This window comes from Bacillus sp. FSL M7-0791 (genome assembly GCF_038627085.1).
Classification (GTDB): domain Bacteria; phylum Bacillota; class Bacilli; order Bacillales; family Bacillaceae; genus Bacillus; species Bacillus safensis.
Window position 1 is genome coordinate 409,092 of record NZ_CP152022.1, and the last position, 13,764, is coordinate 422,855.

Below are 13,764 nucleotides of genomic sequence, written 5' to 3' on the forward strand. Positions count from 1 at the left end.
TCTATTAAATCTTTTTTAGAAAGAAATAGCGTATTTCACTCCGTATTTTCTAGCATAACTAATGACCAGAGAAGCAATAGCACCAAGTCCAAAAGTACCTAAGACAGCAGCAACAGCACCCACTGTACCTGCAGCATTTAGAATTGCACTAACAGAAGTTATAGCCCAGCCAGGTATTTGAGGATAGTTTGCTACTAGATTTGCAAAAGGTGTAACTGGTTCAAGAGTCAATAAAATCATAGTTGTCAAAGTTAGAGTGAAAATAAGACTCAAGCCTACAATTGCAAAAAATCTATTTTTTAAACTCAATTCCATAATTAACACCTCCCCCCTTGCTTATATGCCCATATTATACAAAAAAAGGATATTTAATAAATGGGTTTTTTATACTGTATTTTATTTCTCTGTAACGAAAGATTTAGTAGTAGTTTGATGGAATATGAGAAAAGGTAGTAAAATTACTCGAGAATTAATAGCCCATAAATCTATTTTTTATATTGATAATGACATTACTTCAGTAACTAGCTATGAAATACAAGGTGAAATCACTTATTTTATTAAATATGATATTTAATTTGGACGAAAAAAGAAGCTTATACAAGACTATCAACAATTAATAGGACATAAGAAAAGCGGCTCTCTATAAAGATGCCGCTTTTTCTTATGAATGCTGTTTCTTCACCACATTCCCGCCAATCACCCCGCCAATGACCAGCACCCCTCCGAGGAGATGATACCAATCAATCGTTTCATGTAAAATGAGAACTCCGGCGGCGACCGTGATAAACGCGGATAAATTGTTAAAGATGCTCACCTTTGCCGCTTCTAGCTGCGAGAGTGCATAGTTTGATAAATATGCGGTAAGAAGAGATGAAAGAATACCTAAAAAGAGCATCGACCATACAAAGGATGCTTCTGTAAAAGGACTGAAAAACTGAGGCAATGACCCATTGATCGAATGCCGGATAAGCGCAGCGGCATTAAAAAAGACAAAGCCAAAGAAGGTCATCACAAAGGTGAGTTCGATCACGTGGAATCGTTTTGTAATCACTCTGGCAAACACACTATATGCACTGGATGACAAGGCTGAAAGTAAAATCAGCACATAGCCGATGAAGTGAGAATGCTTGACATCGATTCCCTTCATGACAAAGAGAAGCATCACCCCGCACACAGAAAGGAAGGTAAACAGCACTTGTATCCATGTCGCACGTTCCTTTAAAAACCAGGCTGCCAGCAGCATCGTCAGAATGGGAATCGTCGCTTGAATGATGCCAGCCTCTGAAGAAGATGTATACATCAATCCCCACACTTGAAAAGCAAAGAACAAAACAGGGTAAAGCAAGGAAAACGGTACGATATAAATGAGATCACGCCATTGAATGGATATGCGATACTTTTTTCGTAGAAACGGATACAGCAATAAAGCGGCTGCAAAAGAAACAGTAAAGCGGTGTGCCAATAAATCGATTGGATTTGCTGATTCTAATGCTATTTTGACAAACAAAAAGGAAAAACCAATGATAGAGGCGTATGCGATCGCGGCAGCATACGCTTTTTGTTTTGACATATTCATAACGTGACTCCTTACATGAGCATGCATGCTTCAAATGAATTGACCGGTTCTGTTCTTCTATCGTAATCGGATCATCTAACGTGTACAATAAGAGAACATGATATCTGTACCGGTACAAGGAGGAAAAGGCGTGAGGAAATATGATCAGCTTGTCTCGAGTTTAAAAGAAAAAATGGATTCAGGTGAGTACAGCGCTGGAATGAAAATTCCCTCCATTCGCCACTTAGCGGCTCAATATGCAGTGAGTAAAAGCACTGTCATCAAAGCGCTGGAGACATTGGAGCGTGAACATCTGCTGTATTCTGTAGAAAGGAGCGGCTATTATGTCGTGAAAACGAAGCAATCAGCAGGTAAGCAGGACGGCACATGGATTGATTTTGCTTCATCTGCTCCTGATCCCGTTGTGTTTCCATATGTCGATTTCCAGCACTGCATCAACCAAGCGATCGATTTATATCAAAATGACTTATTTATTTACGGCACAGCCAACGGCTTACCATCCCTGCTGCCAGTCATTTCAAAGCGATTAATGGATTATCAAGTGTTTGCTCATCCAGAACAGATCGTCATGACCTCTGGTATTCAGCTCGCGTTATCCATTTTAAGCACCATCCCTTTTCCGAATGGAAAACAAACCATACTAGTCGAACAGCCGGGGTATCACTTATATCTCCAATATTTAGAGAAAAACCAATTGCCTGTGCGCGGAATTCAACGGACGGAAAAAGGGATCGATCTGATCGAATTAGAACGTATCTTTCGAGAAGAGGAGATTCGTTTTTTCTATACGATGCCAAGATTTCAAAACCCGCTTGGAACGAGTTTATCAAAGCAAGAAAAAAGAGCGATTGCAGCCCTTGCTGAGAAATATGATGTCTACATTGTTGAGGATGATTATCTAGCAGATTTAGAATTCGACACAAAAAGAGACCCGATCTATTCATACGATCAGGCAGGAAAGGTTATTTATTTGAAAAGCTTTTCTAAAATCATTTTTCCGGGGCTGCGAACAGGAGCTGTCGTCTTACCTGAAGAACTGATTACACCTTTTAGCGAACACAAACGGCTGATTGATATCGACAGCTCCATGCTGTCCCAGGCAGCCTTAGAAATCTATTTAAAAAGCGGGATGTTTGAGCGGCATAGAGACAGAATGCGGGCGAGCTATCGAAACCGCTCCAAGCAGCTCGTGGCAAGTCTAAAAAATGATCAGAGCGCTTATCAGCTGGGAGAACAGGAGCCGGCTACCCATACACATGTACGTGTCGACCGGTCGATTCCCATGAACCAGCTCATTCAGCAGCTGAAAAAGGCATCTGTTTCCATTCAGCCAATTGACCGCCATTACCTACAGGCCTATCAAAAGGACCCCATTCTTCAGCTGAACATCTGGCAGGTGAAAGAAGAGCAGATCACACGTGGAGTCGATTTATTAAAGACGGTATTTCAGCAAAGCACGCGTTATTAAAGACGGGACAGCACATCACTGCAAGTGATTTTCTCTACGCTTTCAGCCGCAGCAGACTTTCGTGTGCATACCGCCATTTGGTAGGCAGGGTCAAGTGAATAAGTTTGAACAAAGCAAGGTGCTTCATGATCAGGTAATGTCAACGCAGCCTGTCCATCCTCTGACAGACGGGCTGTAAAGGACGAAAGTCCATAGGATAAGCCTTTTCCAGTGAGCTTGATAAAGGCCTCCTTCATTGACCAGAGATGAAAGAAATACGCTTCCTGCCGTTCTGCCGGCTGTGAGAGTAAATCCTGATACTCATCCGCTGAAAAAAATCGTTTGGCAATCGCCAGATCAATAGGTTTGATTTCCTCAATATCAATGCCAACAGGTGCATCATCTACTGCGCAAACGACCCAATCGCCAGAATGAGAAAGATTAAAATGAAAAGAAGGAAGCTGCCGGACAACAGGCTTGCCATTGCCCTCAGTTTCAAAAACGATCCGATCCATAGGCAGATCGTACATATCATGGATCGTTTGACGAACCAGCACCTCACCTAACAAGGTTCTTCTTGCATCGATCAAAAAACGAAAGCGTTCAGCCGCAGCACGCTTTTCAGATGAAACAAAGGGTTTCAGCCGCTCTATTTGTTGTTGTGCATCAATTTCATCTAAGTGTTGTAATTGGATAGCAAATATCTTCATAACGAACCTCTAATTTTTTACATTGATTGTACCATTGGAGAGCGCCGCGCAAAAGAGTCCATTAACGTAAAAAAGGCAGCGAGCCTCACTGCTTTTACGTCTGATTCACGATGTGAACACCATTCGGATCAGTTGTATCAACTCCATCATCATCTGTCATGACCACGTTAAGCAGGGAAAGCCGTTCTCCTTTTTGCCAGTGAATGGGCTGATGCAAAGGTGATAGCAGCTGATCCACTTTAGGTGTCTGTGACAAATCAGGAACAGCAATTGTCATAGCGTGCAGCGCATCGGTTCCCGTTTCAATGACATCTGTACGCCGCTGTAACTCAAGCCTTAAACGAAGAGGTGTCGAAAGAAACGTTCTCCGTTCCCCAGCTTGGATTGGCCAGTTTAGTTCTTTAGCTTGTGCAAGCAGCTGAGCATATTCTTCGTCTGAGACAAGAAAGCCGATGTGATCAAAAAGGACTTTTTTGCTATAGCCAAAAGTGATATTGATCTGACCTTTTCTCATTTCGATGATTCGAAAGGTGGGCTGCTCTTCTCTAAAATCATCCCATGTCAGCGGGGGATGAAAGGAGCCATCTTTTGTGAAACGACCTTTTACCTCAAAGCCTAGCGAACGATACGCTTGTTCTGTCTCTTCAACAAATGGTGTCCAGTAATGATAGTGGAAAAGCTGCATAGGTCTCATCTCCTGTGTGTGAATATTCTGTTTATTTATTTTAGCACAAGAAAAGCCATTCTAATTATAGAATGGCTTGTTCTCATCTAGTCAGGGTTTGAACAGGTTTCTCTGCTGTTTTTGTAATGAGCAGCTCCAGAAGCCGTGTTGATTGAGGCAAGGAGAAACGAAGGACAAGACCTGTGAAGATCGCAGTCAAAATCGTTCCAATGCCAATCGGTCCACCGAGCATCCATGCAAACAAAAGCACTGTTAACTCAATGCCATTTCGAACCCACTGTACGTTCAGTCCCGTTTTCGCTGAGATGAGCAGCATTAATGAGTCCCGTGGCCCAGCGCCAAGATTAGCTGAAACATAAATGCCAACGCCATATCCAGAAACAACAACACCTGTAATAAATACATATAAGGCCGGTAAATATCCGTGCGGCGCAGGTAATATCGCATTAAAGAAATCAATAAAAACGCCAATCAGCACCATATTCAGTAAAGCGCCGATCTTTGGAAATGATTTCGTAAAAATAGAAGTCAGTGTCACAATAAGTGCACCAATAATAATGGACCATTGTCCAATTGTGAGTCCAAAATGCTGAAACAGTCCGTAGTGGAAAGCGTCCCAAGGACCAATCCCAAGGATCTTCCCTTTCACTGTCAGCGATAGTCCAAAAGCTAGTACGATCAATCCAACAAAATAAAAAAACCAACGTAAAAGATGTTCCCGCTTCAAAAGCATTCCCTTCTTTCTTAAACACTCGATTTCCATCGTAACATACTCTCACACCCCTTTAAATGGCTCAGCCTAATTGTAATCGCTTACTTCAAAAATAATTTTTTCGAATTGTAAAGGTCAAAACGGCAAAACAAGCAGTATGACTTTCGGATTGTTTTTTTTGACAAACCAAGCCATTAATTTCCTATCTTTAAGAAAAAAAGAAAATAATTCAATATATTTTGCCAAAAAAATAATCTACACCCAATTAAAGAATATTTATCTTTAAATAGAAAGGATTGTATGTAATTCACATCATAAGACCTGTTTATAAAGATAGATATATGAGGGGATTTAAGATGAAAAAAGGCTATTTTTTTGGAAAAAACATAGACATATCAAATGACGAGAGGTGTATAGTTCTAAAAGTCTATTTTTGTCGAAAATAGTCATTTAGTCATGTTGAGGCATTTCAAATGTTACTGATATTCTTTACCAAAGTGTGGGAGGTGAACTGGTACATACCATTATGAAATGAAGCAGGAAAAAGGGGAGGTCAAAAAATGAATATATTAAAAAGAACGAGTCAATTATTTCTTATATTGGTGCTGATCGTTGGAAATTTATTAACGGTCTCACCAGCTGTTACGAAAGCCGCTGGGACGGTGGTTGTCAATAACTCGGATTCATATATTATTGGGAGTAGGCCGCTAGTTCTTCAGCAGCTTGATGGAAATAATCCAACTAATGTAAAAGCTAGTGTGCAGGTGAAGGGAATCGATATAGGTGCAGTGAATGGTGTTGCTGTAAGTGATCGAGAAAATGTTGTGTATGCATTTGCGAATAGCACTACCCCTACTCTATATAAAATAAATGCGACATCAGGACAAGCAGAGAGTGTAGCCCAATTACCAGAAGGTGCTTCTAATGCCGTTGTGTATCAAGATAAATATATATATTCTTACGCTTCTAATGGTGAGTATTTCCTTGGAACATACGATTTAGTTACGAAGAAAAAAACGGCCAAAAAAATTGTAGGCTATGACATTGGCTCTGGCGTTGGCGGAGATCTTGTCGTTGATAAGGACGGCTATCTTTGGTTCGCATCAAATGGCAGTGGAGCCATTGCGCAAATGAACCCTGATACAGCAGAAGTCATTCGTGTCATTCCGATTAAAAATGCGGATGGTAAAACGATTGAAGGAGGCGTTCGGGGGATTAGCTTTTTGCCAAATGGACAAATGCTATTACAGTCAGGGTTAAATGAATCCATTGGTCATTCAACTCTTTTTACACTTGATGCGAAAACATTAAGTACAACATATATGGGCACTGTAGGTGATTCATTATCTTACGACTTAGCATCACGAGTAAAGCCAGAATTTGATCCATATCCTCCAGAGCTTGAATCTGAAAAATCAGTTGTCTTACAGAAAAAAGCAGAGGGTAACACAGATGAGAAGCATCCAGAAGTAGGCGACACGTTACTTTATACAATTAAAACAAAAAATACTGTGCAATATGGTATTGTCAAAAATCTGATCATATCTGATAACCTGCCAAGCAGCTTAACGTATGTTTCAGGGTCGCTTAAGGTGGATGGAACAAGCGTAACAGATGCAAAAGATCAAGACAAAGGTGATTATACAAACGGCACTGTTTCAGGTCAAATAGGTGACGTGAAAGATACCGATTGGCACACAGTGACATTTGAAGCGACGGTAGGCAAAGGTCAGGCAGGCAAAGATATTCAAAATACCGCGAATGTCAAAGGGGAAAACACACCACCGGACAAACCAACAACAAACATAGAAATTTACCCGCGTGACCCAAAGCTTGAATCAGAAAAATCAGCCGTCTTACAGAAAAAAGCCGAAGGTAACACAGATGAGAAGCATCCAGAAGTAGGCGACACATTACTGTATACCATTCAAGCCCGTAATGCTGTTGAAGACAGCGTCATTGAAGATCTTGTGATTTCTGACAAGTTACCTCAAGGGTTATCATATGTACCAAATTCTCTACAGATAGATGGAAATCCAGTCACAGATACAAAAGATGATGACAACGGTGATATGACAGACGGAACTGTCACTGGAACGTTCGGTGAAGTGAAAGATGCGAAATGGCATACAGTGACGTTCGAAGTGACGATTAACAAAGGGCAGGCAGGCAAAGACATTCAAAATACAGCCAATGTCACAAGCGGCAACACACCGCCAGATGAACCGACAACGAATGTAGAAATTTATCCGCGTGACCCGAAGCTGACCTCTGAAAAATCAGCCGTCTTGCAGAAAAAAGCCGAAGGTAACACAGATGAGAAGCATCCAGAGGTCGGTGACACCCTTCTTTATACAATTAAAACAAAGAATACGATAGAAGACAGTCTCGTTGAAAACTTAGTGATCTCAGATGAACTGCCGGAAGGATTGGCGTATGTACCGAATTCACTACAGGTGGATGGAGATACAGTCACAGACGCAAAGGATGACGATAACGGAGACTTTACAAACGGAACCGTTTCAGGACAATTTGGCGACATTAAGGATACAGATTGGCATACGGTGACGTTTGAAGTGACGGTTGAAAAAGGACAATCTGGTAAAGACATTCAAAATACAGCCAATGTCACAGGCGGCAACACACCGCCGGATAAGCCGACAACAAAAACAGAAATCTATCCGCGTGATCCAAAGCTTGAATCAGAAAAATCAGCGGTCTTGCAGAAAAAAGCAGAAGGTAACAAAGATGAGAAACACCCAGAAGTAGGCGATACCCTTCTTTATACGATTAAAACAAAGAATACGAAAGAAGACAGTTTGATTAAAGATTTAGTGATTTCAGATCAATTACCAAAAGGACTGAAGTATGTCACTGGATCCCTGCAAGTTGATGGAGAATCTGTCACGGATGTAAAAGACGACGATAGCGGAGACTACACAGATGGAAAGGTTACAGGTTCTTTTGGTGATGTGAAGGATACGGACTGGCACACGGTGACGTTTGAAGTAACAGTTGAAAAGGGACAGGCTGGTCAAGACATTCAAAACACAGCCAGCGTCACAGGCGAAAACACACCGCCAGAAGAGCCAACAACAGAAACAAAAATTTACCCTCGTGACCCAAAACTAGCATCAGAAAAATCAGCGGACATTCAAAAGAAGGCAGAGGGCAACACAGATAAAAAGACACCACAGGTAGGCGATACCCTTCTGTATACAATCAAAACAAAGAACCTTGAAGAAGACAGCATCGTCAACAATCTCGTGATTTCCGATGAATTGCCAGAAGGTCTTCAATATGTCGAAGGTTCATTAAAAGTAGATGGACAAGTTGTTACAGATGCAAAAGATGACGACAACGGAGACTACACAAAAGGCACAGTAACCGGTCAAATTGGCGATATCAAAGATACGGACTGGCATACAGTGACCTTTGAAGCGAAAGTCGCTAAAGGCCAATCAGGTAAAAACATTCAAAACACAGCGAAAGTAACAGGCGAAAACACACCGCCAGATGAACCAACGACCGAAACAAAAATTGAACCAAGAGATCCAAAGCTTGAATCAGAAAAAACATCTGAAATCTCTCAAAAAGCAGAAGGCAATACAGATGAAAAACAAGTACAGGCAGGCGACACTCTTCTTTACACCATCAAAACAAAAAATAGTGTAGAAGACAGTGTCATCAAAGATCTAGTCATCACAGATAAGCTGCCGGAAGGTCTTCAATATGTCGAAGGTTCATTAAAAGTAGATGGACAAACCGTCACAGATGCAAAAGATGACGACAACGGAGATTACACAAAAGGCAAAGTAACTGGTCAATTTGGCGATATCAAAGATAACGATTGGCATACCGTAACGTTTGAGGCGAAGGCTGTCAAAGGATCTGAAGGTAAAACCATTCAAAATATTGGAGTCGTGAAGGGTGAGAATGTAGATGAACCAGACAAACCTGAAAACTCAACGACAGTAGAACCACCGAATGTGCCAGAAGTGCCAGCAAATCCAGATCAACCTTCTGATCCACAACAGGATACACCTGGACATCATCTTCCGAATACTGCAACTGCGATGTACAACCTTTTACTAGCAGGATTTGCACTCGTATTAATAGGTGCAGCCCTGATTTTTTGGAATAGAAGAAAAAGAAACGGATAACCAGTCATGTTTCAAAAATTCATCTCAGCGATAATGATCATAGCAGGGCTTTGTCTTGCGATTGTAGGATATTTGAATATCGTTGATGGACAAAAAGAAGTAGATCAGTCATTTCAGTCTGCACAAGCAGCCATTCAGCAAAAGGGGCAAACAGATTCCCCTTTTGCGCCGCAGACTGGTGAAGCGATTGGGCTTTTGCACATCCCAAAGCTAAAAGCTGAGTTACCGATTGTAGAAGGAACAGAAGCAGATGATTTAGCAAAAGGCGTTGGTCACTTTCATGACAGTTATTTTCCAAACGAGCACGGACAAATCGTTCTATCAGGGCATCGTGATACGGTGTTTAGACGAACAGGAGAACTTGTGAAGGGAGATCAATTGATTATTGAGCTTTCATATGGACGTTTTGTCTATGAAATCGAGAAAACAAAGATAGTGAAGAAAGTTGATCAAACAATTATTACTTTACAACAGGAAAAGGAAGAACTTGTCCTCACCACATGTTACCCTTTTTCCTATATTGGTCCTGCACCAAACAGATATATCATATATGGGAAGCGTATTTAGTCACTGGAACAGCCTGCAGATTAACCGATTTGATCGCTTAATCCCTTCATAAAGAGGGAATCTTTTATATCATATCTAGAGATGCAGGAGGGGGCAATTTGTTAAATAACGATTATGTTAAATATATAGATAAATTTGGAAGAATCGTCCTGCCGACAGAGATGAGAAAACGGTTGAACATTCATCCGCAAGATTTTATGGAGATTTATCGAGAAGAAGACCAAATTGTGATGAAGCCGTATTGGCAGGACAAACCTTGCATCGTAACAGGACAAGTGACGTGTTCCAATAAGGTGCTATCCGGCGGGCTGGTTATCAGTCCAGAGGGAGCGAGACTGCTCCTGCAAGATTTACTGGCACTTCGCCTGCAAAAAGAGATATAAAAAAAGGCTGTCCTCACCACGTGAGAACAGCCTTTTTTCATCATACTGGATTTAATATCCGGTTTAAGAATTGTTTTGTTCGTTCTTCCTTTGGTCGTTTGAAGATTTCTTCCGGGGGACCTTGTTCGACGATGACGCCGCCATCAATAAAAATCACTTCGTCTGCTACTTCTTGGGCAAACTTGATTTCATGTGTGACAACTGCCATGGTCCAGCCTTCCTTCGCTAGATCCTTCATGACCTTTAAGACTTCCCCGACAAGCTCAGGGTCAAGCGCAGAGGTTGGTTCATCAAAAAGCATGAGCTCTGGCTGAATGGCAAGTGCACGGGCAATCCCGACACGCTGCTTTTGACCGCCTGAGAGCTGGAATGGATACAGATCCTTTTTATCTTCCAGACCGACCTTTTGCAAGAGCTGAATGGCTTCCTTTCGAACCGTTTCCTTTGGACGGCGCTGCACCTGAACAGGACCTTCCATCACATTTTCAAGCACTGTACGGTGAGGAAACAGGTGATAATCCTGAAACACCATTCCTGATTTCCGGCGTAACTTCAGGAGATCAGCTGATTTATTTTTTTTCGAAAAATCAATCGAGAAATCATTGAAGGTAAAGGAGCCGCCATTTGGTATTTCAAGTGCATTTAAACAGCGAAGCATCGTTGTTTTTCCTGAACCAGATGGACCGAGAATGGCCACAACCTGCCCTTTGTTGATCGAAAAATCAATCGACTTTAATATTTCGTTTTCACCAAAGGATTTCTTGAGACCTTTGACTGTTAGCATGTCGTTCCCTCCTTACCTTGCGACATATCGATCAAGTCGTTTTTCAATTTGATGCTGAACGAGCGATAGAATGAAGCAGAATACCCAATAGATGAGAGCTGCTTCCATATAAATAAACAAGATTTGATCCAAGTTTGCCGCAGCAATTTCCTGTGATTTACGGAACATCTCTGCCACGAGGATTTGGGAGGCAAGCGATGTATCTTTCACCAAACTAATGAAAGAATTAGACAGCGGCGGAATCGATACACGCACTGCCTGCGGTAAAATCACGCGGACGAGCGTTTTGCGATGGGTCATCCCAATCGAATACCCCGCTTCCCATTGTCCTTTTGGAACAGATAGGACGGATGCACGAATAATTTCCGAAGCATACGCACCTACGTTTAAAGAAAAAGCGATGATAGCACTTGGATATGGATCAAGTGTGATATTAAATGTCGGAAAGAAATAGAAAATAATAAACAATTGCACAAAAAGCGGCGTTCCGCGAACAGCCGACACATAGATAGAAAAAATCCATCTGAGCGCTTTGATTTTAGACATTCTAGCAAGAGCTGTCACAAGCGCGATAAAAAGACCAATGATAAAGGCAATGATGGCGAGGGGAATTGTATAATAAATTCCCTGCATCACCATTGGCCAAAAAGATTGTTGAAGAAGATCCCACGGAATGACGACTCCGAGGATATTATTTTGTAACATCTTCACCAAACCATTTCTTAGAAATCTTAGCAAGTGTACCGTCTTTTTTCATTTCTTTTAGTGCGCCATTCACTTTGTCAACGACTTCGCCGCTGCCTTTTCTGAAGGCAAAATACGTTTCTTGTGGATCTCCTGTTTCAAATGCAACTTTTAGGTTTTTGTTACCGCTTGTTTTCAAGTAATTCAAGACAGCCAATTTATCATTGAACGTCAAATCAGCACGCCCTTGCTGAATCAATTGAATGGATTGTGCAAGACCTTCAACCCCTTCAATTTTAGCGCCAGCATCTGTAGCTAATTTGTTATAGTTACTTGTTAATGATTGTGCTGCTTTTTTGCCTTTCACATCAGAAAGTTTCTTGATGTCATTGTTATCTGATTTTGTCACAACAATGGCTTGAGATGTTGTGTATTTATCAGAGAAATCATATTGATTTTCACGTCCAGTTTTACCAACTTGGTTCGCTACCACATCAAAACGTTTTGAATTCAGACCAGCAAACATGCTGTCCCATTGTGTTTCTTTGAAGTCTGGTTTTAAGTCAAGACGTTTTGCGACTTCTGTGATGACCTCGACATCATAGCCAGTTAATTTATCTGTCTTTTTGTCATGGAAGGTGAAAGGAGCATATGTACCTTCTGTACCGATGGTTAATACGCCTTTATCCTGAATGGACTTCCAAAGGTCACCTGATTCCTTAGACCCAGATTGTTTATTTGCGCTGTCGTTTGCAGCTGATCCACATGCTGTGATCAATGCAACACAAGCGCCTAAAATAATGGCAAAGAACATTTTTTTCATTTTATTCCCCACTTTTCTTGTTGGTATTTACAACATATGATCTTACAGAGAAGCAACCTAAAAGTAAAGCATTTGAAACTAGCTTGAGCGAATCTCACCAACTTTATGCCCTCAAACGGTCGAACGGACAAACGATAGAACTATACCCAAGTTAAAAGGTGAATAAAACCAATCACAAGTTCAAGATGATTTGATTGGTGGAACGTTAGATAAACGATTCGGGTAAAATATGCAATGATCATCCCAACGAAATTTTCCAATCGATTCAATTGACTTCTAAGAAACAAAAGGGAAGTGTGAACATTTGCATACATCGAAACAAAAACCTGTCATGATCTTAATACACGAAATATACGGAATAAATGATCATATGAAGAGTATGATCCATTATTTCGACACAGCTGGTTTTGAGGTTTATTGTCCTCATTTATTGGGACAGGCGAAGCACTTCCCTTATGTCAGTGAAAATGAGGCTTACGACTACTTTATGAATAAAGTTGGTTTTGATAAGCCGGTAAAGAGTGTACTGAATCTGGCAAAAGAGTTAAAAACGAAGAATGCCGCGATAGACATATTTCTGCTAGGTTTTAGTGTGGGGGCAACAATTGCCTGGCGATGCAGCCAAAATGATCAGCTGTTTAGAGGAGTTATTGGATTTTATGGTTCAAGGATCAGAGATGACGTCGATCTTGTGCCCGCCTGCAAAACGCTGTTATTTTTCCCGGAGATCGAAGCATCCTTTCATCCAAGGGAGATTGCGAGTGTTTTGGAGAAAAAGGAAAAGCTTTGCGTGACAATAGTAGAGGGTGAGCATGGATTCGCCAATTCATATTCTGCGGCCTTTCACGCTGAATCTAAAAATCGCTGATTTCAGAAAATAGATGAATTTATCAAAGTGTGTTTGTTAAAAGCAGAATGACTTGTGACTAAAGTGATCATAAGAACTGTCTAAAATGAGACTTGAAAAGAATGAAACGAAACCAGTGTGCAACGATAAAGTTTCAAGCTGGTTTTTTTGTGCAATATTTTAGATATATCGCATCCTATCAAATGACCAGATCCACCACATAGTTGTGCGAACATTACTAAAATAAAGACTTTGAGACAGTGACCATAGAAGGAAGCATATTTATTATAAAAGATGTATAATTAGTAGGTTGTTTTGAAAATGGAATGAATCACATGGAGACATGTTTTGATAACAGAGCATCTTAGAAGAAGGAGGGCATC

13 protein-coding genes are annotated in these 13,764 nt (G+C 41.0%); 5 read left to right on the top strand and 8 right to left on the bottom strand.

The features are described 5' to 3' along the window. Positions 1-15 precede the first annotated feature (15 nt). Both MHI08_RS01965 and MHI08_RS01970 read right to left on the bottom strand, forming a co-directional pair. Positions 16-315 (bottom strand): hypothetical protein, encoded by a 300-nt coding sequence (locus MHI08_RS01965; protein ID WP_024427284.1) that lies wholly within the window; start codon positions 313-315, stop codon positions 16-18. Positions 316-661: 346 nt separating this feature from the next. Next, positions 662-1,576 carry a DMT family transporter gene (locus MHI08_RS01970; protein ID WP_025092828.1) on the bottom strand — a complete coding sequence of 305 codons (915 nt, stop codon included), beginning with the start codon at positions 1,574-1,576 and terminating at the stop codon, positions 662-664. A 130-nt stretch (positions 1,577-1,706) separates the two neighbouring features. Here MHI08_RS01970 and MHI08_RS01975 point away from each other — a divergent pair, with 130 nt between their 5' ends. Next, on the top strand, positions 1,707-3,044 hold the full coding sequence (locus MHI08_RS01975) for a PLP-dependent aminotransferase family protein (protein WP_248351474.1): 1,338 nt from the start codon (positions 1,707-1,709) through the stop codon (positions 3,042-3,044). Here the strand turns inward: MHI08_RS01975 and MHI08_RS01980 are convergent. The 3 genes from MHI08_RS01980 to MHI08_RS01990 all read right to left on the bottom strand — a co-directional run bounded on the left by MHI08_RS01980 (position 3,041) and on the right by MHI08_RS01990 (position 5,145). Further along, positions 3,041-3,733, bottom strand: coding sequence for a 4'-phosphopantetheinyl transferase superfamily protein (locus MHI08_RS01980; protein WP_248351473.1), 693 nt, complete (start codon positions 3,731-3,733; stop codon positions 3,041-3,043). The genes MHI08_RS01975 and MHI08_RS01980 overlap by 4 nt on opposite strands. A gap of 94 nt (positions 3,734-3,827) precedes the next feature. Continuing rightward, positions 3,828-4,418 (bottom strand): hypothetical protein, encoded by a 591-nt coding sequence (locus tag MHI08_RS01985; protein WP_248351472.1) that lies wholly within the window; start codon positions 4,416-4,418, stop codon positions 3,828-3,830. An 82-nt stretch (positions 4,419-4,500) separates the two neighbouring features. Then, positions 4,501-5,145 carry a YitT family protein gene (locus MHI08_RS01990; protein WP_024427289.1) on the bottom strand — a complete coding sequence of 215 codons (645 nt, stop codon included), beginning with the start codon at positions 5,143-5,145 and terminating at the stop codon, positions 4,501-4,503. A 545-nt stretch (positions 5,146-5,690) separates the two neighbouring features. Between MHI08_RS01990 and MHI08_RS01995 the strand changes: the two genes are divergently transcribed. The 3 genes from MHI08_RS01995 (at position 5,691) to MHI08_RS02005 (ending at position 10,243) form a co-directional block, all read left to right on the top strand. Next, positions 5,691-9,293, top strand: a complete 3,603-nt coding sequence (locus MHI08_RS01995) for an isopeptide-forming domain-containing fimbrial protein (protein ID WP_342499941.1) — start codon at positions 5,691-5,693, stop codon at positions 9,291-9,293. A 6-nt stretch (positions 9,294-9,299) separates the two neighbouring features. Next, entirely contained in the window at positions 9,300-9,860 is a 561-nt protein-coding gene (locus MHI08_RS02000) for a class D sortase (protein WP_248351470.1), read from the top strand. A 98-nt stretch (positions 9,861-9,958) separates the two neighbouring features. Next, entirely contained in the window at positions 9,959-10,243 is a 285-nt protein-coding gene (locus MHI08_RS02005) for an AbrB/MazE/SpoVT family DNA-binding domain-containing protein (RefSeq protein WP_024427292.1), read from the top strand. Between the two features lie 40 nt (positions 10,244-10,283). Here MHI08_RS02005 and MHI08_RS02010 read toward each other — a convergent pair whose 3' ends face one another. From MHI08_RS02010 to tcyA, 3 genes are read right to left on the bottom strand one after another with little or no spacing between them, the layout of a single operon-like run. Beyond that, entirely contained in the window at positions 10,284-11,027 is a 744-nt protein-coding gene (locus MHI08_RS02010; protein WP_248351469.1) for an amino acid ABC transporter ATP-binding protein, read from the bottom strand. Positions 11,028-11,039: 12 nt separating this feature from the next. Next, complete coding sequence (locus tag MHI08_RS02015; RefSeq protein WP_008347286.1) at positions 11,040-11,732, bottom strand: amino acid ABC transporter permease; 693 nt, start codon at positions 11,730-11,732, stop codon at positions 11,040-11,042. Then, positions 11,719-12,534 (bottom strand): cystine ABC transporter substrate-binding lipoprotein TcyA, encoded by an 816-nt coding sequence (gene tcyA / locus MHI08_RS02020; protein WP_110487638.1) that lies wholly within the window; start codon positions 12,532-12,534, stop codon positions 11,719-11,721. The genes MHI08_RS02015 and tcyA overlap by 14 nt, the downstream gene beginning before the upstream one ends. A gap of 304 nt (positions 12,535-12,838) precedes the next feature. Between tcyA and MHI08_RS02025 the strand changes: the two genes are divergently transcribed. Beyond that, the gene (locus MHI08_RS02025; protein ID WP_342499942.1) at positions 12,839-13,402 is read left to right on the top strand and encodes a dienelactone hydrolase family protein; all 564 of its coding nucleotides are present in this window, start codon (positions 12,839-12,841) and stop codon (positions 13,400-13,402) included. Positions 13,403-13,764 lie beyond the last annotated feature (362 nt).